The sequence below is a fragment of the Sulfitobacter sp. SK025 genome (assembly GCF_003352105.1).
GTDB classification, from domain to species: Bacteria; Pseudomonadota; Alphaproteobacteria; order Rhodobacterales; family Rhodobacteraceae; genus Sulfitobacter; species Sulfitobacter pontiacus.
Window position 1 is genome coordinate 1058140 of sequence record NZ_CP025808.1, and the last position, 21577, is coordinate 1079716.

Annotated in this window: 22 protein-coding genes and 1 pseudogene; 20 read left to right on the forward strand and 3 right to left on the reverse strand. The window is 61.5% G+C overall.

Annotation, left to right across the window (positions count from 1 at the left end; genetic code table 11):
- Positions 1-53 precede the first annotated feature (53 nt).
- Positions 54-1547, forward strand: coding sequence for a class I adenylate-forming enzyme family protein (locus C1J04_RS05075; RefSeq protein WP_009826246.1), 1494 nt, complete (start codon positions 54-56; stop codon positions 1545-1547).
- A gap of 97 nt (positions 1548-1644) precedes the next feature.
- Here the strand turns inward: C1J04_RS05075 and rpe are convergent, their stop codons facing one another.
- Entirely contained in the window at positions 1645-2334 is a 690-nt protein-coding gene (rpe, locus tag C1J04_RS05080; RefSeq protein WP_009826247.1) for a ribulose-phosphate 3-epimerase, read from the reverse strand.
- Positions 2335-2574: 240 nt separating this feature from the next.
- On the opposite strand from rpe, the gene C1J04_RS05085 reads away from it, so the two are divergent.
- The 5 genes from C1J04_RS05085 (at position 2575) to C1J04_RS05105 (ending at position 6482) form a co-directional block, all read left to right on the forward strand.
- Positions 2575-3594, forward strand: coding sequence for an ABC transporter substrate-binding protein (locus C1J04_RS05085; protein WP_037954195.1), 1020 nt, complete (start codon positions 2575-2577; stop codon positions 3592-3594).
- 69 nt (positions 3595-3663) lie between these two features.
- Positions 3664-4431: an ABC transporter ATP-binding protein gene (locus C1J04_RS05090; RefSeq protein ID WP_009826249.1), complete on the forward strand. Its 768-nt coding sequence runs from the start codon at positions 3664-3666 to the stop codon at positions 4429-4431.
- Positions 4424-5230 carry an ABC transporter permease gene (locus C1J04_RS05095; RefSeq protein ID WP_174226599.1) on the forward strand — a complete coding sequence of 269 codons (807 nt, stop codon included), beginning with the start codon at positions 4424-4426 and terminating at the stop codon, positions 5228-5230. Before C1J04_RS05090 ends, C1J04_RS05095 begins: the two co-directional genes overlap by 8 nt.
- Before the next feature lie 67 nt (positions 5231-5297).
- On the forward strand, positions 5298-5513 hold the full coding sequence (locus tag C1J04_RS05100; protein WP_009826250.1) for a DUF2945 domain-containing protein: 216 nt from the start codon (positions 5298-5300) through the stop codon (positions 5511-5513).
- Positions 5514-5516: 3 nt separating this feature from the next.
- A complete protein-coding gene (locus C1J04_RS05105) occupies positions 5517-6482 on the forward strand; it encodes a DNA topoisomerase IB (protein ID WP_009826251.1) in 966 nt (321 codons plus the stop codon).
- A gap of 7 nt (positions 6483-6489) precedes the next feature.
- On the opposite strand, the gene C1J04_RS05110 is transcribed toward C1J04_RS05105, so the two are convergent.
- Both C1J04_RS05110 and C1J04_RS05115 read right to left on the reverse strand, forming a co-directional pair.
- Positions 6490-6807 (reverse strand): ArsR/SmtB family transcription factor, encoded by a 318-nt coding sequence (locus C1J04_RS05110; RefSeq protein ID WP_009826252.1) that lies wholly within the window; start codon positions 6805-6807, stop codon positions 6490-6492.
- A gap of 84 nt (positions 6808-6891) precedes the next feature.
- Entirely contained in the window at positions 6892-7278 is a 387-nt protein-coding gene (locus C1J04_RS05115) for a hypothetical protein (protein WP_009826253.1), read from the reverse strand.
- A 71-nt stretch (positions 7279-7349) separates the two neighbouring features.
- On the opposite strand from C1J04_RS05115, the gene C1J04_RS05120 reads away from it, so the two are divergent.
- The 14 genes and pseudogenes from C1J04_RS05120 (at position 7350) to C1J04_RS05185 (ending at position 21560) form a co-directional block, all read left to right on the forward strand.
- A complete protein-coding gene (locus C1J04_RS05120) occupies positions 7350-8090 on the forward strand; it encodes a cytochrome c biogenesis CcdA family protein (protein WP_009826254.1) in 741 nt (246 codons plus the stop codon).
- Positions 8091-8108: 18 nt separating this feature from the next.
- Positions 8109-8681 (forward strand): thioredoxin family protein, encoded by a 573-nt coding sequence (locus tag C1J04_RS05125; RefSeq protein ID WP_009826255.1) that lies wholly within the window; start codon positions 8109-8111, stop codon positions 8679-8681.
- A gap of 117 nt (positions 8682-8798) precedes the next feature.
- Positions 8799-9275, forward strand: a complete 477-nt coding sequence (soxX, locus tag C1J04_RS05130) for a sulfur oxidation c-type cytochrome SoxX (protein WP_009826256.1) — start codon at positions 8799-8801, stop codon at positions 9273-9275.
- 38 nt (positions 9276-9313) lie between these two features.
- Positions 9314-9733, forward strand: coding sequence for a thiosulfate oxidation carrier protein SoxY (gene soxY / locus C1J04_RS05135; protein WP_037954197.1), 420 nt, complete (start codon positions 9314-9316; stop codon positions 9731-9733).
- Positions 9734-9751: 18 nt separating this feature from the next.
- Complete coding sequence (gene soxZ, locus C1J04_RS05140; protein ID WP_009826258.1) at positions 9752-10081, forward strand: thiosulfate oxidation carrier complex protein SoxZ; 330 nt, start codon at positions 9752-9754, stop codon at positions 10079-10081.
- A 27-nt stretch (positions 10082-10108) separates the two neighbouring features.
- A complete protein-coding gene (gene soxA, locus C1J04_RS05145) occupies positions 10109-10963 on the forward strand; it encodes a sulfur oxidation c-type cytochrome SoxA (protein ID WP_009826259.1) in 855 nt (284 codons plus the stop codon).
- Positions 10964-11059: 96 nt separating this feature from the next.
- Positions 11060-12763 (forward strand): thiosulfohydrolase SoxB, encoded by a 1704-nt coding sequence (gene soxB, locus C1J04_RS05150; RefSeq protein ID WP_009826260.1) that lies wholly within the window; start codon positions 11060-11062, stop codon positions 12761-12763.
- A gap of 94 nt (positions 12764-12857) precedes the next feature.
- Positions 12858-13985, forward strand: a pseudogene (gene soxC, locus C1J04_RS05155) (sulfite dehydrogenase).
- A complete protein-coding gene (locus tag C1J04_RS05160) occupies positions 13969-14994 on the forward strand; it encodes a c-type cytochrome (RefSeq protein WP_037954200.1) in 1026 nt (341 codons plus the stop codon). The pseudogene soxC and the gene C1J04_RS05160 overlap by 17 nt, the downstream one beginning before the upstream one ends.
- Positions 14995-15066: 72 nt before the next feature.
- Positions 15067-15504, forward strand: a complete 438-nt coding sequence (locus tag C1J04_RS05165; RefSeq protein ID WP_009826264.1) for a DUF302 domain-containing protein — start codon at positions 15067-15069, stop codon at positions 15502-15504.
- A gap of 183 nt (positions 15505-15687) precedes the next feature.
- On the forward strand, positions 15688-16572 hold the full coding sequence (locus tag C1J04_RS05170; protein WP_050766236.1) for an MBL fold metallo-hydrolase: 885 nt from the start codon (positions 15688-15690) through the stop codon (positions 16570-16572).
- A gap of 4 nt (positions 16573-16576) precedes the next feature.
- Positions 16577-18304, forward strand: a complete 1728-nt coding sequence (locus C1J04_RS05175; protein ID WP_009826266.1) for a SulP family inorganic anion transporter — start codon at positions 16577-16579, stop codon at positions 18302-18304.
- 101 nt (positions 18305-18405) lie between these two features.
- Positions 18406-19974 (forward strand): class I adenylate-forming enzyme family protein, encoded by a 1569-nt coding sequence (locus C1J04_RS05180; protein ID WP_009826267.1) that lies wholly within the window; start codon positions 18406-18408, stop codon positions 19972-19974.
- Positions 19975-19988: 14 nt separating this feature from the next.
- Positions 19989-21560 carry an acetolactate synthase large subunit gene (locus C1J04_RS05185; RefSeq protein ID WP_254655148.1) on the forward strand — a complete coding sequence of 524 codons (1572 nt, stop codon included), beginning with the start codon at positions 19989-19991 and terminating at the stop codon, positions 21558-21560.
- The last annotated feature ends 17 nt before the right edge of the window (positions 21561-21577 follow it).

A 21577-nucleotide genomic window follows, 5' to 3' on the forward strand; every position in this document is an offset into this window, starting at 1 on the left:
GCAGCCAGACGCGCTGACCGGGTTCTGAAAGACTGCGGGGAGGCAGAGAATATATGGTACGTGTAGAGCAATTTCTGGCGGATCAAGTGGCCGCACGCGGGGACGCGCCCGCGCTGAGCGACAGCACAGGGGTACGCTGGACGTACAAGATGTTCGACAAGGCAAGCGACGACATCGCGCAGGCGCTCAAGGATGCCGGTGTGCAGCCCAACGACCGCGTGCTGATGCTGTCGGAAAACTGTGCCGCCGCCGTGGCCACTGTGTTTGGCACGTGGAAAGCTGGCGCCGTCATCATCCCCGTCAATGCACGTCAAAGCGCGGGCGAAATCCAGCGGATCATTGAACACGCGGCACCTGCTGCCGTGCTGATGACCTGCCACGCCTCACCCGATGCGACAGCCCATGCGGAACGGCTGGGTGCCGCAGAGATCACCGGTGCCTTCGGCGCGATGCATCTGGCCACGCCGATCGCCAGCAACCCTGATGGGGATCTGAGCGATGTGGCGGTGCTGCTGTATACCACCGGGACAACGGGCGACCCCAAGGGCGTCATGCTGACCCATGCCAACGTGCGCTTTGGCGGCAATGCCTCTGCGACGCTGCGAGGGATCAATCCGGGCGATGTCGTCTATGGCGTGTTGCCCCTGACCCATGTTTTCGGACTGTGTTCGGTTATGACCGCATCCTGCTGCGCCGGTGCCGAAATCCGGCTGGAGGCGCGTTTCTCGGCTGAAAAGCTTTATACCGCGCTGACCACGGGGGTGAACTTCCTGTCGGCCGTGCCGCAGATGCACGCGCTGCTGATGCAATACACGAAAGAGCAAGGGCTGACGCAGCTCAACTCCAAAACGCTGCGCTATGTATCTTCGGGGGCGGCGCCGCTGGACCCCACGTGGAAGCGCAAGGCCGAAGCCTTTTACGGCGTCGCGATCCAGAACGGCTATGGCATGACGGAATCCACCGCCGGTATCTCGGCCACCAGCAACCCGCTGGGATCGCCTGATATCTCGGTCGGCCCGTCCTTGCCCGGTGTCGAGACCAAGATCGATGACACTGTCGAAGGCGGCAGCAATGGCAAGGGCGAGGTCTTGACCCGTGGAGCCCACGTCATGAAGGGCTATTACAAGAACCCCGAGGAAACGGCCAAAGTCCTTGGCCAGGATGGCTGGCTGCGCACCGGAGATCTGGGGACGTTCGACGAACACGGTCACCTGCATATTCTGGGCCGCTCGAAAGAGCTGATCATCCACGGCGGGTTCAATGTCTACCCGCCCGAGGTAGAGGCCGCGATCAACGACCACCCGCAGGTCATTCAGGCCGCTGTGGTGGGCCGGTCCACCGGCAACGATGAAGAGGTGCTGGCCTTCGTCCAGATCGCCGAGGGCGACACGCTGGACCCGCAAGACCTGAAGGCCTTCGTCAAGGAACGGCTGACAGGCTATAAACGCCCTAGCCAGTTTATTATCGGAACGGCCCTGCCTGCGGCCCCCACGGGCAAGATCCTCAAGCACAAGCTGATCGAGACATTCAAGGACCAGTTGGCCTGATTGGCTTCTGATTGTTCCCTGTGCGGTGTCAAGGAAAAGGCCGGTCCCCCGTGTTGGGGGCCGGCCTTTTCCTTTGTCGCTGGTTTGCGGCTGGCGCTTAGACGTAGACGCCTTCGGCAGCGGCGCGGATAGCGCGGATGTTTTCGCCGTAGGGGGAAGGGTTGCTGACCGACCCGCCACGGAATACCGCGGAACCTGCGACCAGCACATCAGCCCCCGCCTGCGCCACACTAGAAGCGGTGTTTACGTCCACACCGCCGTCAATTTCGATATGCACCGGGCGGTCGCCGATCATCGCGCGCAGGGTGCGGATCTTGTCGCTCATATCAATGAACTTCTGCCCGCCGAAACCGGGGTTCACGGTCATCACACAGACCAGATCGGCAACGTCGAGCAGATGCTCTACCGCTGCGGCAGGCGTGCCGGGGTTTAGCGCGACACCGGCCTTGGCACCGGCACCGCGGATCGCTTGCAGCGTGCGGTGGATGTGGGGGCCTGCTTCGACATGGGCCGTGATCACATCGGCACCGGCTTTGGCAAAGGCATCGATGTAGGGATCAACGGGTTCGATCATCAGATGCACGTCCATCACGCCCTTGATATGGGGGCGGATCGCGGCGCAGGTGGTCGGGCCAAAGCTGATATTCGGGACGAAATGCCCGTCCATTACGTCGACATGTACCCAGTCCGCACCCTGTGCTTCGATGGCTTCGCACTCTGCCCCGAAATTGGCAAAGTCGGCAGCAAGGATGGAGGGGGCGATTTTGATCGAACGGTCGAAGGTCATGGGATCGGGCCTTTTGTGAAAGGGAGGGGGCTGATGCAGCGGTGACGCCCATATAGGCAATGTCGCGCGCGCTGGCAATCTGAGGAGCCTTCGGCGAGGATTTAAGGCCATTTGGAAGCGGGCGAGGCTGGGTGCCACAGGCCGTGACGCTTCGTTCGTGAGGGTGGTTTTCGGGGGCCTGCGCTTGACACTACGTCATGCCACGACCCATTGTGCGCGCAAATTCAAGGGGAGGATATCATGACCACATTCAACCGCCGCCAAACATTGGCGACCATGGGGGCCGCTGCCGCGGTCGGGCTTGCTGCACCGGCTGTTGCGCAGGGCAAAAAGATCACTCTGGGCGCGCTGCGCTTTACCAGCCATTCCGGTACATTCGTGGCCTATCAGCGCGAATATTTCAAGCAGGCCGGTCTGGATGTCGAGCTCAAGTTCTTTCAGGCCGCGCAGCCGATGGCCGTGGCGATTGCCAGCGGGGATGTCGACTATGCCGTGACCGCGATCTCGGGCGGGCTGGTGTCGCTGGCGGATAAGGGTGCGATCAAGGTGATCGGCGGTGCCTTGTCTGAAGAGAAGGGCATTGACGGGCAGAAGTTTCTGGCCTCGGACGCGGCCTATCAGGCGGGTGTGACCGCGCCTGCGATGCTGGACGGGAAGAGCTTTGGCATGACCACGGCGGGATCGTCGTTCCATTATATGGGGTCAAAGATGGCGCAGGCCGAGGGGATCGAGTTGTCGTTCAAGCCGTTGCAGAAGGTGGGTGCCATCATCGGCGCGCTGAAGACCGGCCAGATTGATGCCTGGTCCATCGTGCCCCATATCGCCAAGCCACTGGCGGGCTCGGGTGCCGTGCATATCATCGGGAACGTGTCCGATTATCTGCCCGACTATCAGGTCACCACGGTCTTTACCTCGACCAAGAACGCGAGCAAGGAAAAGCAGCAGACGCAGGATTACCTTGCGGCCTATGCCAAGGGGGCGGCTGACTACAACGCCGCGATGATCGAACAGACCGCCGGTGCGGAAGGCGTGGCCGAGATGGTCAAGCTGATCCACAACTACGTCTACACCGACAAAACGCTCGAGGCCGCGACGCCGGGGATTGTCAACGGCACCATGCGTCTGAACGAGGGGGCCGCGTTGAACGTCGCCTCTGTGCGTGACCAGCTGAGCTGGTTCCAGTCCGAGGGGCTGGTGGATGCGGATATCACGCTTGAGACGTTGATCGACACGTCTTTCGTCGACACCATCGGCGCCTGATCGCGCCATCTATACCAACGACAGGTCGGGCAGGCTTTGCCCGGCCTTTGATATTTCAGGACGTTTCTCATGGATCTTAGGTTAGCGGGGGTCAGCCATACTTATGGCGAGACCGAAGTGCTGCGCGATATCAACCTTGATATTCCGTCAGGGCAGATTGTCTGCATCGTCGGGCCTTCGGGCTGTGGCAAGTCGACCTTGCTGCGGATGCTGGGCGGGCTGGAGCAGCCGACTTCGGGCGAGGTGCTGCAACTGGGCACGCCCCCAGCCGGCTGTCTGAACCCGCTTACCTACGTATTTCAGGATTTCGCCTTGCTGCCCTGGCGCAGCGTGCGCGGCAATGTGGCGCTGGTGCTGGAGGATCACGGGCTGGATGCCGCCGCGCGGGCGCGGATCATCGACGATGTGCTGGCCCGTACCAAACTGACCGAATTTGCCGATGCCCTGCCCAAGCAGCTTTCTGGCGGGATGAAACAGCGGGTGGCCATTGCACGCGCCCTGGCGGTGAACCCTGCGGTGATGTTGATGGACGAACCGCTGAGCGCCTTGGACAGTCAGACGCGCGAACTGTTGATGGACGATCTGATCAGCCTGTGGACCCGCCAGCCCTTCACCGCCGTCTACGTCACCCACAATCTGGCAGAGGCCGTGCGGCTGGGGCACAGAATCGTGGTCCTGTCGCGCCGCCCCGGGCAGATCCGCGAGGTGGTTGAACTGACGACACCGTTGGCAGAGCGTGCCTATGGCGATGCCGCCCTCGAGGCGCAACAACAACATTTGTGGGGGCTGATGCGCGAAGAAGCCGCCGCCGCCGATGCGGAGTTGATCCATGTCTGATGCAGCACATACAAACAGCCGCCCCGTCGCCTTTCGCGGTGGCGGTTTTGCCCCCAAGCAACGACGGGGCATGGGGGTCTTGGTCTTTGTCCTGCTGATCCTGTTGGCCGAATGGGGCACGCGCAGCGGCTTTATCTCTAACCTGACGTTGCCGCGTCCCTCGGATGTGGCGATGACCTTTGTCGAACTGTGGCAATCGGGGATGCTGTTCAAACATCTGGCCCCCTCGCTCAGCCGCTTGGCTGTGGGGGCGACGCTCGGGGCCTTGGTTGGAGTCGGCGTCGGGGTGATGATCGGGCTGTTCAGCTATGTGCGTGCCGGGCTGGTGCCCCTGGTTGCGGCGCTGTTCCCGATCCCCAAGATTGCGCTTTTGCCGTTATTCGTGATCTGGTTCGGCATTGACGAGGGCAGTAAATACGCGCTGATCGCCTTTGGGACGTTCACGCCGACGGTCGTGGCGACCTATGCGGCGGTGGACAACGTGGACCGCGGATTGATCCGCATGGGGCAGAGCTTTGGTCTGTCGTGGTGGTCGATCGTGCGCAAGATCGTACTGCCGGGGGCGATGCCGGGCATCCTGTCGGGGCTGCGGATCTCTTTGGCGATTGCGATCATCCTGCTGGTGGCAGCTGAAATGCTGGGCGCGGAATATGGCATCGGGGCGTATATCCTTGAGGCCGGCAGTCTTTATGATCTTGAACGTCTGTTTGCGGGTGTCGTGATCCTGTCGGTGTTGGGGGTTTGCGTGAGCGCCGTGATTGCCGCCATCGAAACCCGCGTGCTGCGCTGGCGGGTCTGACCGGAGGGAACCCGTTTCGGGCATAGGTCGTTATCCTTTCACACCAAACAGTGCAGAGGGGACGACGATGTCAGGCATATCCAAGGGCACCAAGGTCAAATGGGACTGGGGGCAGGGCACTGCCAGTGGCAAGGTGACAGACCGCTTTACCAAAAGTGTGACCCGTACGTTGAAAGGGTCCGAGGTCACGCGCAACGGGTCCGATGATGATCCGGCGCTGTTGATCGAGCAAGACGACGGGGATGAGGTGCTCAAGCTATCGTCGGAAGTCGAGGCCGCCTGACATATGGGCGGCGCGGGGCTGACCTATTATGGCGATGACCGCCCCGGCATTTCGCGTCAGCGTCGCGGGCGCGGGTTTACCTATAAGGCACCGGACGGCACAACCATTGCCCGCGGAGAAGAGCGCGCGCGGCTGGAAGCGATGGCGGTGCCGCCCGCCTATGAAGACGTGTGGATGACGCCTTTGGCGAACGGGCATTTGCTGGCCACGGGGCGCGACACCCGCAATCGCAAACAATATCGCTATCATGAAAAATGGTCAGAGGCGCAGGCAGAGACGAAATTCGCGAGCCTGGTGGATTTTGCGCATGCTTTGCCGCGCCTGCGCCGCTTTGTCGCCCGCGATCTGGATCAGCAGGCAGGGGAGCGCAGCTTTGCCTTGGCCAGCGCCGTCACGCTGATCGACCGCGCGTCGCTGCGGGTGGGTAATCCGGACTACACGCGCGAGAATGGCAGCTATGGCACGCTGACCCTGCGGTCGCGCCATGTCAAACTCGACGGGAATGTGATCCGGCTGCGCTATACGGCCAAGGGCGGCAAGAAGGTGCGGCGGCAGATCAACGACCGGACGCTGGCCAAAACGCTGGAGAAAATTAACGATCTGCCGGGGGCGGAGCTGCTGACATGGGCCGATGCGCAGGGCGAGGTGCATCAGTTGAACTCAGCCGGACTGAACGCCTATATCGCCGAAGTAACGGGGTGCGACGACTTCACCGCCAAGACGTTCCGAACATGGGCGGGCACCGTTGCCGCCTTCGAGGCCGCCGAGAAGGGGCAGGCCACCATCAAGCAATTGGCCGAAGCCGCCGCCGCACAGTTGAGCAATACGCCGACCGTGGCGCGCAACAGCTATATCCATCCGGCGGTGATCGATCTGGCGGGTGAAGCCCCGCCCGAGATCAAGGTCGGGCGCAAGACCGGGCTATTCGCCTCGGAGGCGCGGCTGCTGACGTATCTGGAGCAGGTCTGAGCCGCGTTTACGCGTCGCTGTCCGGTTTGCAGAACATATCATAGACGACTTCCATGATCTTTTGCGGACGGTCATCGGCCAGCCTGTAAAAGATCGTTTTGCCGTCGCGGCGTGGCGTTACCAGCCCTTCAAGCCGCAAGCGTGACAGCTGTTGGGATACCGCCGCCTGACGGGCGGACAGCAGCTCTTCCAGCTCGGTGACGGATTTTTCGCCTGCAGAGAGGTGACACAGGATCATCAACCGCCCCTCGTGGCTGATCGCCTTGAGGAAGTTAGAGGCACGTGCGGCGTTTTCGGCCATACGGTCCCGATCGGCTTGGCTCATTTCTGTGTCGGAACCGGGGGTGCCCACTGGTTAACATCCTTGGCTGAATAAAGGGGGATTGGCGTGCGCATATCGCAATGGGCGCTAGCTTTTGTCGGGGTCTGGCATCAATTTGGCGTCGGATAGCATTTTTTCCAGAACGCCCCAAAAGAAATCTTCGCCCGGGTAGCCTTCGATGCGCGACACCTCATGGCCGTCGACCATCAACACGAACGTCGGCGTGTAATGCAGGCCGCGGGCAAAGTGCAGATCGGCGGGTTTGTCATCGTTGATATCAACGCGGCGTAATGGGGCTGCCTTGCCCGCTTGGGTCTTGGGATAGATCGGGGCGATCTGCTCATTCCAACGGGCACACCACACGCAGCCCTGTTCCTCGACCATGATCAGCGCGGTCTGGGCCGCTGCGACCACAGGGGAAACCGCAAGGCCTGCGGCCACCGAGAGAGACAAGAAAGCAGTGCGCAACCGCATAGGAAATTCACCTGTTGATTTCAAAATACTTAATGTGAATATGTGAATGGTACAAGAGAAAGGCAACCTGCATGCTTGAAATCACCTTTCTGGGCGCGGCGTTTGCCGGGCTTTTGTCCTTTTTGTCGCCCTGCATCCTGCCGATCGTGCCCTTTTATCTGAGCTATCTGGCGGGCGTCGGCATGAACCAGATCACGGCAGACGGGCCGGTGGATGCCGCCGTGCGCCGGCGCGCGGTGATCGCGGCGCTGTTCTTTGCAGCGGGGGTTATCACGATCTTTGTCGGGCTGGGAGCGGTGGCCACGACCTTTGGCCAGATCGTGCGGGACTATTTCGATATTTTGCGATGGGTCGCTGCGGCTGTTATCATTGCGATGGGGCTCCATTTTCTGGGCGTGATCCGTATCGGTTTTCTATATCGCCAGTTTCGTGCGGATGCGGGGAACACGACGGCAACCAGTTTTCTGGGGGCCTATGTGATCGGGCTGGCCTTTGCCTTTGGTTGGACCCCTTGCGTCGGGCCGGTGCTTGCGGCCATCCTGTTCACCGCCGCGGGGGCCGAGACGGCGGGCTCGGGCGCGCTGTTGCTGCTGACCTACGGCTTGGGCATGACCGCGCCTTTCGTGCTGGCGGCGCTGTTCATCGGGCCGTTCATGCGCTGGATGGCGGGGTTCCGGCAACATCTGGGCACGGTAGAAAAGGCGATGGGGGTTCTGCTGATTGTCTTTGGCCTGCTGATTGCCACCAACTCGATCAACTATATTGCGCAGTGGATGCTTGAAACCTTCCCCGTTTTCAGCGCCATTGGCTAACAACCGGAGGGACTTTTGATGAAGATGATCCGAAACGCTTTGGCCGCGCTGGCGGCTGTCGCTTGTATGGTGACTGCGGGCAGTGCCGCGACCCTGGGGGATGATGGTTTGCACAAGACCGCCTGGATGCGTGAGACCTTCAAAGATCTGCGCGACGATCTGGCCGAGGCGACGGACGAGGGCAAGCGGCTGATGGTCATCATCGAACAGCGCGGCTGCATCTACTGCAACAAGATGCACGAAGAGGTTTTCCCGCTGCCCAAGATCGATGCCTACCTACGCGAGAACTTCTTTGTCGTGCAGATCAACATGTTCGGCGATGTCGAGGTCACCGACTTTGACGGAGAGACATTGCCCGAGAGGGACATGGTGCGCAAATGGCGTCAGATGTTCACGCCGACGCTGATGTATTTCCCCCAGACCGTGGAGGAAGGGCAGACGGCCGTTGAAGCGGCGGTCGCGACGGTGCCTGGTGCCTTTGGTCCGGCGACGACCTTTCACATGATGAAGTGGATCGTCGACAAGGGATATGAAGGGGACGAGACGTTCCAGAAATATCACGCGCGTATGCTCGTTGAAGAGCAGGAATAAGGGCGAGGATCCGCTAAATGCCGTGCTTCAATAAAAAATTCAATAAGATGAATTTATAGTTGCGTCATTTTGGCGCGGGGGGTAGGCTTTTGAAAAGGAATGTCTGTGGGAGGACGCATGAAAGTTTCCGTATTTGCCCTAGTGGCCTCTGTCGGCTTTGCTGCGGCGGCGCATGCGGCCGACGTGGCCCCCGGTGACGTGGTCTATGATGAGTATGGCGCGGTTGAACAATCGCTGACCGGCACCCCCGGCAACCCCGAAGAGGGGGCTAAGATCGTGGGCAGCAAAAAGCTTGGCAACTGCGTCGCCTGCCATCAGGTCAGCGCTTTGCCCGATGTCCCGTTCCAGGGCGAAATCGGCCCGATGCTGGATGGCGCGGGGGACCGCTGGACCGAGGCTGAATTGCGCGGCATCGTCGCCAACGCGAAGATGCTGTTCGAGGGGACGATGATGCCCGCGTTCTACAAGGACAGCGGCTATACCCGTCCGGGCAAGGGCTATACCGGCAAGGCGGCCGACGACACGCTGGGGCCTCTTCTGGCCGCCCAGCAGATCGAGGATGTCGTGGCCTATCTTGCCACGTTGAAAGACTAAGAACCCCACCGCGCGGGATCTGACCAGGAGTGATGATAATGGAATTTACACGACGTAGTGCGATTGCGATGGGGGCAGGTGCCTTTGCCGCACTGTCCCTCCCCAAGCTGGCCGTGGCCGCTGCCGGGGATGACGCGATTGCTGCCTTCACCGGCGGTGCAGAGATGGCTGATACCGGCGTGACCCTGACCGCCCCCGAGATTGCGGAAAACGGCAATACCGTCCCGATCGAGGTCGACGCCCCCGGTGCCACTGAAATCATGGTGCTGGCGCTTGGTAACCCCACGCCGCCTGTGGCGAGCTTCAAGTTCGGCCCGCTGGCCGCGTCGCAGCACGCCTCCACCCGCATCCGCTTGGCGGGCACGCAGGATGTGGTGGCCATCGCCAAGCTGGCCGACGGCTCTTTCGCCAAGGCGACCAGCACTGTCAAAGTAACAATCGGCGGCTGCGGCGGCTAAGGCGAAAGGAAGAATAACATGGCATCTGGTGTAAAACCCCGCGTCAAAGTCCCCAAGTCAGCAGCGGCTGGCGAAACCATCACGATCAAGACCCTGATCAGCCACAAGATGGAATCCGGCCAGCGCAAGGACGGGGACGGCAACACGATCCCGCGGTCGATCATCAACCGTTTCACCTGCGATTTTAACGGTGAGAATGTGATCGATGTCGCGCTGGAGCCCGCGATCTCGACCAACCCGTATTTCGAATTCGACGCTACCGTGCCCGAAGCGGGGACATTCACCTTCACGTGGTATGACGATGACGGCGATGTCTACGAGGAAACTAAAGACATCGCGATCGGCTAAGCGTCTGCATCCTTGGGAGGAACAGGAATGAGCAATTTCACAAAAGGTCTGGGCGCGTGCCTTGCTGCGGCGCTGATGTCGACGGGGGCCTTCGCCGATCCCGCGGATGATACGCTGGTAATCAACGGAGAGATCGACATCGTGACCCGCACTGAAGCCCCCGCGCATATGGCGGACTCGTTGGACGAGGTTATGTCGGGCTGGCTTTTCCGCGGTGCCGAGACCCGCGCGATGCAGGCCGATGATTTCGACAACGCGGGCATGATTTTTGTGGAACAGGCCGAAGATGTCTGGAACACCGCCGACGGATCAGAGGGTAAATCCTGCGCGGACTGTCACGGGGCCTCGGCCGAGATGGCAGGCGTGCGTCCGGTCTATCCGAAGTATGTCGAATCCGCAGGCGAGGTGCGCACGCTGGAAATGCAGATCAACGATTGCCGCGAGAACCGCATGGGGGCGGAAAAGTGGAAATACACTGGCGGCGACATGGTGAACATGACGGCGCTGATCGCCTCTGTCTCGCGGGGGATGCCGGTGAACATCGCCATCGACGGTCCGGCCCAATCCACATGGGAGCAGGGCAAAGAGATCTACTATACCCGTTTCGGCCAGCTTGAACTGTCCTGTGCCAATTGCCACGAGGACAATTATGGCAACATGATCCGTGCCGACCACCTGAGCCAGGGCCAGATCAACGGTTTCCCGACCTATCGTCTGAAAAACACCAAGCTGAACGCGGTGCAGGCCCGTTTCAAAGGCTGTGTTCGCGACACCCGTGCCGAGACCTTTGCCCCCGGCAGCCCCGAGTTTGTCGCACTAGAACTTTACGTCGGCTCGCGCGGGAACGGGCTGTCGGTCGAAGGGCCATCTGTCCGGAACTGACCTGAAAAGACCCGTCTCGCCGATGCGAGGCGGGTCTTTCCATCACATTGTTATTCAAATATGCGCATATGAATTGCGCGTCGAAAAGGCCAACCTATGATCTCTCGTCGTGATTTCCTTCAGGCCAGCATGGCTGCAACGGCTTTGTATGGTGCGTCGTCCTTTGGCAACTGGGGCAAGCTTGCCGCGCAGCAGGCGTTGACGCAGGACAAATTGCTTGAATTCGACACCTTCGGCAACGTCAGCCTGATCCATGTGACCGACATTCACGCGCAGTTGAAACCGATCTATTTCCGCGAACCTTCGGTCAACATCGGTGTGGGCGAGAACCGCGGGAAGGTGCCGCATCTGACCGGCGCGGATTTCCGCAAGCTTTACGGGATCGCGGACGGCAGCCCCTCGGCTTATGCGCTGACCTATAACGATTTTTCGGCGCTGGCGCAGGGCTATGGCAAGATGGGCGGTCTGGACCGTGTGGCGAGTGTGATCAACCAGATCCGCGCGGACCGGCCCGATGCGCTGCTGCTGGATGGCGGCGACACCTGGCACGGCAGCTACACCTGCTACCACACGCAAGGTCAGGACATGGTCAACGTGATGAACGCGCTCAAGCCTGACGCGATGACCTTTCACTGGGAATTCACGCTCGGCTCTGACCGCGTGGCAGAGATCGTCGAGGGGCTGCCCTTTGCCGCCCTGGGGCAGAACATCTTTGACGCCGAATGGGACGAACCGACAGAGCTTTTCCCGCCCTACAAGTTCTACGAGACAGGCGGCGTTAAAGTCGCGGTGATCGGGCAGGCTTTCCCCTATATGCCGATTGCCAACCCCGGCTGGATGTTCCCCGAATACTCGTTCGGTATCCGCGATGAGCGGATGCAGGAAATGGTGGACGAGGTCCGCGCCAAAGGGGCCGAACTGGTCGTCTGCCTGAGCCACAACGGCTTTGATGTGGACAAACAGATGGCGGGCGTGGTGACGGGGATCGACGTGATCCTGTCGGGTCACACCCATGACGCGCTGCCCGAGCCTGTGCTGGTGGGCGAGACGATCATCGTCGCCTCGGGGTCGAACGGCAAATTCGTCAGCCGCGTCGATCTGGACGTGCGCAACGGGCGCATGATGGGGTTCCGACACAAGCTGATCCCGATCTTCTCTGACGTGATTGCGCCTGATCCGACGATGACCGCGCTGATCGACGCACAACGCGCGCCATACCTTGACCAGCTGACAGAGGTGATCGGCACCACCGCCGAAGACACGCTGCTGTACCGGCGCGGCAATTTCAACGGCAGCTGGGATGACCTGATCTGCGACGCGCTGCTGTCCGAGCGCGAGGCGGATATCGCGCTGAGCCCCGGTGTGCGGTGGGGGCCGTCGATCCTGCCGGGGCAGGACATCACGCGCGAGGATATCTGGAACGTCACCTCCATGACCTACCCCGAAGCCTACCGGACCGAGATGACAGGTGAATTCCTGCATGTCGTGCTGGAAGATGTGGCCGACAACCTGTTCAACCCCAATCCCTATTACCAGCAGGGCGGTGACATGGTGCGCACAGGCGGGCTGGGCTACCGCATTGACGTGACCCAGCCGCAAGGCAGCCGCATCACTGAACTGACCTTGCTGAAAACCGGGGAACGTATCGATCCGGCCAAGACGTATCAGGTTGCAGGCTGGGCCAGCGTGAACGAAGGCACCGAGGGCCCCGCGATCTGGGACGTGGTCGAAAGCCACATCCGCAAGCAGGGCAGCGTGTCGCTGGACCCCAACACCAGCGTCATCGTCAAGGGCGCGTAACAGGGCAGCATGAAAGCCAAGGCCATGGCACCACGGGAAGACAGCGAACAGACGGGCCTTCTTGCGTGGCGCGCCGACTGCTGGACGAGGGGCGATGGCGGCCCGTAGCGCTGCCGCGCACTCGCCCGTCCCTTGATCGTTGAGCCGCAACCCTGGGCGCAGGGCTTGGGCGATGGGGTGGATGTCACGCCCTACGGTCTGCCGATCCGGTTTGAGCAGGACGTGGTGCGGCGCAATGTGCCGTGGCTGACAGGGCTGCGCCTTTGAGCGGCATCACTCGGGCGCGATCGAACTGTCTAAGCAGGATTACCGCCTGATGGTGAACGGTTTGGTAGACCGCCCGCTGGTGTTCACCTACGCCGATCTGGAGCGTTTCCCGCGCGAAAATCATGTGTATTTCTGCGAATGTGCGGCCAATTCGGGTATGGAATGGGCGGGCGCGCAGTTGAACGGGGCACAGTTCACCCATGGCATGATCCACAATATGGAATACACCGGCGTGCCCCTGCGGTTGCTGCTAGAGGAAGCCGGCTATGACCCTGCGGGCAAATGGGTCTATGTCGAGGGCGCCGATGCGTCGTCGAACGGGCGGTCGATCCCGATGGATAAGGCGCTCGACGATGTGCTTGTCGCGTTTAAAGCGAATGGCGAGGCGCTGCGCAAGGAACACGGCTACCCCGTGCGGCTTGTCGTGCCGGGGTGGGAGGGCAATCTCTGGGTCAAATGGCTCCGCCGGATAGAGGTCACGGACGCGCCCGTCGAGAGCCGCGAGGAAACGTCGAAATACACCGATACGCTGGCCGATGGCACCAGCCGCAAATGGACGTGGGCGATGGATGCAAAATCCGTCATCACCGCACCAAGCCCGCAAGCGCCGGTGCCCCATGGGGCGGGGCCTTTGGTGATCACCGGGCTGGCATGGTCAGGGCGCGGTGCGATCACCCGCGTGGATGTGTCGACGGATGGTGGCGCAAGCTGGCGAACCGCGCGACTGGCCCAAAAGGGGACGCCGATGGCGCTCAGCCGCTTTTACCTCGATGTGCAGTGGGACGGCACAGAGATGCTGCTGCAATCCCGCGCGATGGATGACACGGGCTATGTCCAGCCGACGAAAACGCAACTGCGCGCGGTGCGGGGGCTGAACTCTGTCTACCACAACAACGGCATCCAAACATGGTGGCTGCACGCGGACGGGAGCGTTGAAAATGTCGAAGTCTCTTAAGACCTTTGCTTTGTGCCTCATCGCCACGGCCACGGCTTTGCCCTTGGCGGCGGCCCCCTACGGCCTGGGCCGCGCCGTGCTGCCGGAAGAGATCGCGGCCTGGGATGTGGACGTGATGCCCGATGGGCGCGGTCTGCCCGAGGGGCAGGGCGATGTGCTGACGGGCGAAGCGATCTTTACCGAAAAATGCGCCGCCTGCCACGGGGACTTTGCCGAAGGCCGCGGGAACTGGCCTGCGCTGGCGGGCGGGCAGGACACGCTGGCGGATGCCGACCCGGTCAAGACGGTCGGGTCCTATTGGCCGCATCTGTCGACAAGCTTTGATTATATCCGCCGATTGATGCCCTATGGCGATGCGGGAACGCTGACGGCGGATGAGGCCTATGCCATCGTGGCGTATATCCTGTATTCCAACGATCTGGTGGCAGAGGAATTTACCCTGTCCAAAGACAACTTCGCCACGGTCCGGATGCCCAATGCCGACGGTTTCCTCCGCGATGATCGCGACACTATGGAATTGCCGCGCTGGCAGATCGATCCGTGTATGGAGGACTGCAAGGAAAGCGTGAAAGTCACCATGCGCGCGCTGTCACTGAATGTGACACCCAACGACGCCGCCCCCGCGACTGTGCCGCAAGAAACGCCCGTTGCCGATGTCGAGCAAGTGTCAGAGCCTGCTGCCGACCCCGCCTTGCTCGCCGATGGAGAGTTGGTGTTCCGCAAATGCAAAGCCTGCCATCAACTGGGCAAACGCGCCAAAAACCGCGCGGGCCCGGTCCTGAACGGGATCGTCGGTGCGCCTGCCGGTGGGGTCGAGGGGTTCAAATACTCGCGCGCCCTGATGGCGCAGGCAGAGGATGGTCTGATCTGGACACCCCAGACGCTGGACGCCTTTCTGGCATCACCGCGCAGCTTCATGAAGGGCACCAAGATGGTGTTTTCCGGCTTGAAAAGCGATGCCGAGATCAAGGCGGTGATCGCCTACCTGAACAACTTTCCGGCCCCGTGACGGTGCGCATGATTGGCGACGCGCAGCGAGGGTGTTAGGATAGGCCTGCGCCCGTTTGTGAAAGGACCAAGGATGAGACCGTTACAGATTGCAGCAGCACTTTGCCTTTGTGCCGCGCCGCTCGCCGCGCAGGATCAGGCCGTGACCTATGCCTACGACGGTAGCTTTGACGATGCGACCTTCGCGGTCGAGAACGCGATTGTCGGCAAGGGGCTGGTGATCGACCACGTCAGCCACACGGGCGAGATGCTGGCCCGTACCGCCAGCGACGTCGGCAGCGATGTCGAGATCTTTCGCGCGGCAGACGTGTTTCTGTTCTGCTCTGCCGTGATGTCGCGCAAGGTGATGGAGGCGGACCCGATGAACATCGCCCATTGCCCCTACAGCATATTTGTCACCGACATCGATGGCGAGGTTTCTGTCGGGTATCCGACCTACCCCGACGGCCCCATGCAAGAGGTGCAGGCCCTGCTGGACGAGATCACGCAAAGCGCGCTGGACGGGTTTTGAATGCCCCCGGTGTTGCGTAGAAAAGGCGGCAGGCACAGGACGCTTTGTCGCGGCGGCTATGGCGGGCAGACAGCACAATCCGCTTCTTTGATGACAAATTCCATAGTATGAATATGTTCGACTCGACGGCCGGGGCGCAGCCTTCAGATGTCGGGCGAAAAAGCGCAAACGGAGCAGGTGATCATGACTGAATACCACGTGAATATGGATGTCATCCCCGACGTCTCGGGCCACTTTGATCCGGTGACCAATACGATCAGCTATATCGTGCGGGATCCGAACTCCAACGCCTGTGCGATCATCGATTCCGTGATGGATATCGACTATGCCGCCGGACGGATCACCTATGACCACGCGGACAAGCTCATCGCCGAGGTCGAAGCGCAGGGGCTCGCGCTGGAGTGGATCATCGAGACCCACGTCCATGCCGACCACCTGTCCGCCGCGCCATATATCCAGCAAAAGCTGGGCGGCAAGATCGGCGTCGGAGAGCAGATCATGACCGTGCAGGACACTTTTGGGAAAGTGTTCAACGAGGGGACGGAATTCCAGCGCGACGGGTCGCAGTTCGACGCCTTGTTCAAGGATGGCGATCGCTACCGCGTCGGCGGCATGGAATGTTTTGCTATCTACACCCCCGGTCACACGCCCGCCTGCATGGTGCATGTCATGGGCAACGCTGCCTTCACGGGCGATACGCTGTTCATGCCCGACGGCGGCTCTGCCCGCGCGGATTTCCCCGGTGGCGACGCCGGAGAGCTGTATGACAGCATCCAGAAGGTCTTGTCCCTGCCGGACGACATGCGCCTGTTCATGTGTCACGACTACGGGCCCAATGGGCGCGATATCCAGTGGGAAACCACCGTGGGCGAAGAGAAGGCGCATAACATCCATGTGGGCGGCGGCAAAACGCGCGAAGAATTCATCGCCTTTCGCACCGAACGCGATGCGCAGCTGTCGATGCCGAAGCTGATCATCCCGTCGCTTCAGGTCAACATGCGCGCAGGACATATGCCGCGCGACAAGGACGGGAACCTGATGCTCAAGGTGCCGGTGAACGGGTTGTAATCAGGTGCGTATTCCCGCCGCTGCCCGCCGCTATCTGCCTGTCCTCGATTGGGGGCGCGACTATGACAAGGCGGCCTTGTCCAATGATCTGAACGCGGCGGTGATCGTTACGATCATGCTGATCCCGCAATCGCTGGCCTATGCGCTGCTGGCAGGGCTGCCGCCCGAAGCGGGGCTCTATGCATCGATCGCGCCGATCCTGCTTTATGCCGTCTTTGGCACCAGCCGCGCGTTGGCGGTGGGACCGGTGGCGGTGGTGTCGCTGATGACAGCCGCCGCCTTGGGCAATATCGCCGATCAGGGGACGATGGGCTATGCCGTCGCCGCGCTGACGCTGGCCTTGCTGTCTGGGGTGATGCTGCTGGTGATGGGGGTGTTCAAGCTGGGGTTTCTGGCGAATTTCCTGTCCCACCCCGTGATCTCGGGCTTTATCACCGCCTCTGGCGTGATCATCGCCGCCAGCCAGATCAAGCATATTCTGGGCATTGATGCCTCTGGCGGCAATCTGGCAGAGCTACTGATGTCGATCTGGGCCAATCTGGGCACGGTGAGCGGGACGACGGTGGTGATTGGTGTGTCTGCGACGCTGTTTCTGTTCTGGGTGCGCAAGGGGCTGAAACCTTTCCTGCGCGCGCGCGGCGTGGGGCCGCGGGCGGCGGATGTGGCGACCAAGGCGGGGCCCGTGGCGGCGGTGGTTGTCACCACATTGGCGGTCTGGGCCTTTGATCTTGCGGGGCAGGGCGTCAAGATTGTGGGGGCCGTGCCGCAAAGCCTGCCGCCGCTGACCCTGCCGGACCTGTCGTTCGATCTGATGGGCAGCCTGCTGCTGCCGGCTTTTCTGATCTCTGTCATCGGGTTTGTTGAATCCATCTCTGTCGCGCAAACGCTTGCCGCGAAACGGCGTCAGCGGATCAATCCGGATCAAGAGCTGATCGGTCTGGGGGCGGCCAATATCGGCGCGGCCTTTACGGGGGGCTATCCGGTCACGGGCGGGTTTGCGCGGTCTGTGGTGAACTTTGACGCAGGCGCGCAGACACCGGCGGCGGGGGCCTATACCGCTGTGGGGCTGGCCGTCGCGGCACTGGCGCTGACGCCGCTGGTCTTCTTTCTGCCGCAAGCGACCCTGGCCGCGACGATCATCGTGGCCGTGCTGACACTGGTGGATTTCTCGATCCTGAAAAAGGCATGGGGCTATTCCAAATCCGATTTCGCTGCCGTGCTGTCCACCATGTTGATCACCTTGGGCAGCGGAGTCGAATTGGGGGTGACCTGCGGGGTGGTGCTGTCGATCTTTCTGCATCTCTATAAAACCACCAAACCGCATATTGCCGAAGTCGGGCTGGTGCCGGGCACCGAACACTTCCGCAATATCAACCGCCACGAGGTCGAGACCTGCCCAACGGTGCTGACCCTGCGCATCGACGAAAGCCTGTATTTCGCCAACGCGCGGTTCCTGGAGGATTGCATCTACGACCGGCTGGCGGGCAATACCTGTCTGCGCCATGTCGTGCTGATGTGCTCTGCCATCAACGAGATCGACTTTAGCGCGCTGGAATCGCTTGAAGCGATCAACGCGCGGCTGCGCGATATGGGGATCAAACTGCACCTGTCCGAGGTCAAAGGGCCTGTCATGGACCGTCTGAAAAAGCAGCATTTCATCTCGGATTTGACAGGCAGCGTGTTCCTGTCCCAGCATGCAGCCTATGTCGCCTTGGGAAAAGCTGCCGCATAGTCACCCATCGTTTGCAAGTTCCTGTTTGATCGTTACAACTGCTGTCAGGGGCTGCGGAACGGCGTTCCGCAGCGGGGAGAGAACTATTTCAGGACAGTGATATGATACCGATCAATCCGCCGGCACCGGCGACGACACCCACGAAAACCATCGTCGAGGTCGTGCGCGACAACGCCAAAGCACATCCGGAAAAACCTGCGCTGGTCTGTGACGGGCAAACCGTCAGCTGGGGGGCATTCGACCAGCGCATCAACAAGATCGCCAATCTGCTGCTGTCGCTGGGGGTGAGCAAGGGCGACAACATCGCGATCATCTCGCCCAATTCCATTCCTTATGCAGAACTGTTTATGGGCATCCTGCGGGCAGGGGCCTGCGTGACGCCGCTGTCGACGATGGCCTCGCCCGATGCGCTGCAAAAGATGCTGACCGACTGCGGCGCACGCGCGATCTTTGTCGCGGCGCAATATCTTGAACTGGTCGATGGCTTTATCGCCGATCTGGATCTGGCGCGCTTTGCCATTGATTTCGACCATCCCGCGTTTCAGCCTTATGGCGCTGCGGTTGACGGTGCTTCGGACTCCGACCCCGAAATCCAGATCGAGATGTCGGATGCGTTCAACCTGATCTATTCCTCGGGCACGACCGGCACGCCCAAGGGCATCTTGCACAATCACTGGATGCGGTCGGCGCAGATGGACCGCGTGTCGCCCAACGGGTATGACGATAACGCCCGCACGCTGCTGTCGACGCCGCTCTATTCCAACACAACGATCGTGTCCTTCCTGCCGACGCTCTATGGCGGCTCGACCGTCTATCTGATGCCGAAGTTCGACGCCCGCGGGTACCTCGAGATCGTGCAGCGTGAAAAGATCACCCACACGATGCTGGTGCCTGTGCAATACAAACGCATCATGGACGTGGCTGACTTTGACGCCTTTGACCTGTCATCGATGCAGGTGAAATTCTCCACCTCCGCGCCGCTGCGGGCCGAGGTCAAGGCGGATGTGCTGGCGCGCTTCCCCGGCAAGCTGCTGGAGTACTATGGTCTGACCGAAGGCGGCGGGGTCACGGTACTGAATTCTGCCGAACATCCCGACAAGCTGCACACGGTGGGCCAGCCTGCGCCGGGCAATGAAATCCGCCTGATTGACGAGACCGGTGCAGAGGTTCCCAAGGGCACTGTGGGCGAAATTTGCGGCCGCGGGCCGACGATGATGGCGGGGTATTTCGGGCGCGATGACCTGACCGCTGACTACATCTGGCGCGACGCAGCGGGCAACGTCTTCTTTCGCTCGGGCGATATGGGCCGTTTTGACGAGGACGGCTTTTTGATCCTGTCGGACCGCAAGAAAGATATGATTATCTCGGGCGGGTTGAACATCTATGCCGACGATCTTGAACTGGTGCTGCTGGCGGACCCCGATGTGACGGATGCCGCCGTGATCGGCGTGCCCTCTGACGCTTGGGGCGAAACGCCCTACGGGTTGGTGGTGCTGCGCGAGGGGGCGACGCGTTCGGGCGAAGATATCTGCGCTGACGCCAACGCCAAGCTGGGTAAAAGCCAGCGTCTGTCGGCGGTGGAACTGCGCGAAGAGCTGCCGCGCAGCTCTATCGGGAAGATCCTCAAGAAAGAATTGCGCGCGCCCTTCTGGGCGGCGGTTTCTGCGTGAACAAGGAAGATGACATGAGCAACCAAGACGATACAGACCAGATGAACGGGGCCGATAGCCTTGTGCAGACGCTGCTCGATAGTGGGCTTGATACCTGTTTCACCAATCCCGGCACGTCGGAAATGCACTTTGTTGCCGCGCTGGACCACGTGCCCGGCATGCGGTCGATCCTTGTCCTGCAAGAGGGCGTGGCGACGGGGGCGGCGGATGGGTACTACCGTATGGCCGGCAAGCCCGCCTGCACCCTGCTGCACCTTGGGCCAGGGCTCGCCAACGGGTTGTCGAACCTGCACAACGCGAAAAAGGCAGGATCGGGCGTGGTGAATATTGTCGGCGAACATGCGGTCACGCATATCGAGCTGGACGCGCCGCTGACCTCTGACATCGAAGGGATCGCGCGGCCCGTGTCCCATTGGGTGCACACGTCCATGTCGGCGGCGGATGTGGGCGCGGATGCGGCCCGTGCGGTGCAGGCGGCAAATGTGGCACCGGGGCAGGTGGCGACGCTGATGCTGCCCAGTGACACCGCCTGGAACGAAGGCGGCGCTGTCGCGCCCGCGCGAGAGCCTGCACAGCGCCTTGCCTTTGACGAGGCCGGGTTGGAGGAAGCCGTCGCCGCGCTGTCCGGCCCCGACAGCCTGCTGCTGTTGGGCGGTGCCGCGTTAAGTGCTGAGATGCTTGAGATTGCGGGACGGATCGCGGCCAAGACGGGCTGCAAACTGCTAAGCGAATGGGCCAATGCGCGGCAGGAACGCGGGGCAGGGCGTGTGGTGGTCAACCGCGTGCCCTATCCCATCGATCAGGCGCTAGAGACGCTGGCCCCGTTCAAGCGCATCGTTCTGCTGGGCGCACGCGCACCCATCGGCTTTTTCGCCTATCCGAACAAGCCCGCGATCCTGACCGCCGAGGGCACGCAGATCACCAACCTGTGCACCACTGCGCAGGATATCGCAGGGGCGCTGGAGGCGCTGTGCAGCGGTGTGGGTGCGGCGGACACTCCACCCGCCCATGTGGCCGAAGCCGCCACCGCCGACAAACCCAGCGGCCCGTTGGAGCCGGGCGGCATCGCGCAAGCCCTAGCGCGCACCATCCCCGAGGATGCGATTGTCATCGACGAGGCGATCACCACAGGCCGCGCGTTCTTCCCCGCAACAGCAGGGGCCCCGAAGCACACTTGGGTGAACAACTGCGGCGGGTCCATCGGCTATGGCATGCCCGTGGCGATCGGGGCGGCCGTGGCCTGCCCTGACCGCAAGGTGATGGCGCTGATCGGGGATGGCAGCGCCATGTACACGGTGCAGGCGCTTTGGACGATGGCGCGCGAGGGGCTGGACATCACCATCGTGATCTTCGCCAACCGCGTCTACAAGATCCTGCGTGGCGAGCTGACCAATGTCGGCGTCAGCAATGCGGGCCCCAAGGCGATGGATATGCTGTCGCTTGACCAGCCGACGCTTGAATTTGCACAGATGGCAAAGTCGATGGGGGTAGAGGCAACACAGGTCACAGATTGCGAAGCGCTTGAGCTCGCGATCGAGACAGGGCTGGCGCACAAAGGCCCGTATCTGATCGAAGCGGTGATGTAGCGCCCGCGCCAACCACC

Excerpts from the sequence above, each read along its gene's own strand:
- C1J04_RS05075 (WP_009826246.1), top strand. The coding sequence starts at position 54 with ATGGTACGTGTAGAGCAATTTCTGGCGGATCAAGTGGCCGCACGCGGG.
- rpe (WP_009826247.1), bottom strand. The coding sequence starts at position 2,334 with ATGACCTTCGACCGTTCGATCAAAATCGCCCCCTCCATCCTTGCTGCC.
- C1J04_RS05085 (WP_037954195.1), top strand. The coding sequence starts at position 2,575 with ATGACCACATTCAACCGCCGCCAAACATTGGCGACCATGGGGGCCGCT.
- C1J04_RS05090 (WP_009826249.1), top strand. The coding sequence starts at position 3,664 with ATGGATCTTAGGTTAGCGGGGGTCAGCCATACTTATGGCGAGACCGAA.
- C1J04_RS05095 (WP_174226599.1), top strand. The coding sequence starts at position 4,424 with ATGTCTGATGCAGCACATACAAACAGCCGCCCCGTCGCCTTTCGCGGT.
- C1J04_RS05100 (WP_009826250.1), top strand. The coding sequence starts at position 5,298 with ATGTCAGGCATATCCAAGGGCACCAAGGTCAAATGGGACTGGGGGCAG.
- C1J04_RS05105 (WP_009826251.1), top strand. The coding sequence starts at position 5,517 with ATGGGCGGCGCGGGGCTGACCTATTATGGCGATGACCGCCCCGGCATT.
- C1J04_RS05110 (WP_009826252.1), bottom strand. The coding sequence starts at position 6,807 with ATGAGCCAAGCCGATCGGGACCGTATGGCCGAAAACGCCGCACGTGCC.
- C1J04_RS05115 (WP_009826253.1), bottom strand. The coding sequence starts at position 7,278 with ATGCGGTTGCGCACTGCTTTCTTGTCTCTCTCGGTGGCCGCAGGCCTT.
- C1J04_RS05120 (WP_009826254.1), top strand. The coding sequence starts at position 7,350 with ATGCTTGAAATCACCTTTCTGGGCGCGGCGTTTGCCGGGCTTTTGTCC.
- C1J04_RS05125 (WP_009826255.1), top strand. The coding sequence starts at position 8,109 with ATGAAGATGATCCGAAACGCTTTGGCCGCGCTGGCGGCTGTCGCTTGT.
- soxX (WP_009826256.1), top strand. The coding sequence starts at position 8,799 with ATGAAAGTTTCCGTATTTGCCCTAGTGGCCTCTGTCGGCTTTGCTGCG.
- soxY (WP_037954197.1), top strand. The coding sequence starts at position 9,314 with ATGGAATTTACACGACGTAGTGCGATTGCGATGGGGGCAGGTGCCTTT.
- soxZ (WP_009826258.1), top strand. The coding sequence starts at position 9,752 with ATGGCATCTGGTGTAAAACCCCGCGTCAAAGTCCCCAAGTCAGCAGCG.
- soxA (WP_009826259.1), top strand. The coding sequence starts at position 10,109 with ATGAGCAATTTCACAAAAGGTCTGGGCGCGTGCCTTGCTGCGGCGCTG.
- soxB (WP_009826260.1), top strand. The coding sequence starts at position 11,060 with ATGATCTCTCGTCGTGATTTCCTTCAGGCCAGCATGGCTGCAACGGCT.
- C1J04_RS05160 (WP_037954200.1), top strand. The coding sequence starts at position 13,969 with ATGTCGAAGTCTCTTAAGACCTTTGCTTTGTGCCTCATCGCCACGGCC.
- C1J04_RS05165 (WP_009826264.1), top strand. The coding sequence starts at position 15,067 with ATGAGACCGTTACAGATTGCAGCAGCACTTTGCCTTTGTGCCGCGCCG.
- C1J04_RS05170 (WP_050766236.1), top strand. The coding sequence starts at position 15,688 with ATGACTGAATACCACGTGAATATGGATGTCATCCCCGACGTCTCGGGC.
- C1J04_RS05180 (WP_009826267.1), top strand. The coding sequence starts at position 18,406 with ATGATACCGATCAATCCGCCGGCACCGGCGACGACACCCACGAAAACC.
- C1J04_RS05185 (WP_254655148.1), top strand. The coding sequence starts at position 19,989 with ATGAGCAACCAAGACGATACAGACCAGATGAACGGGGCCGATAGCCTT.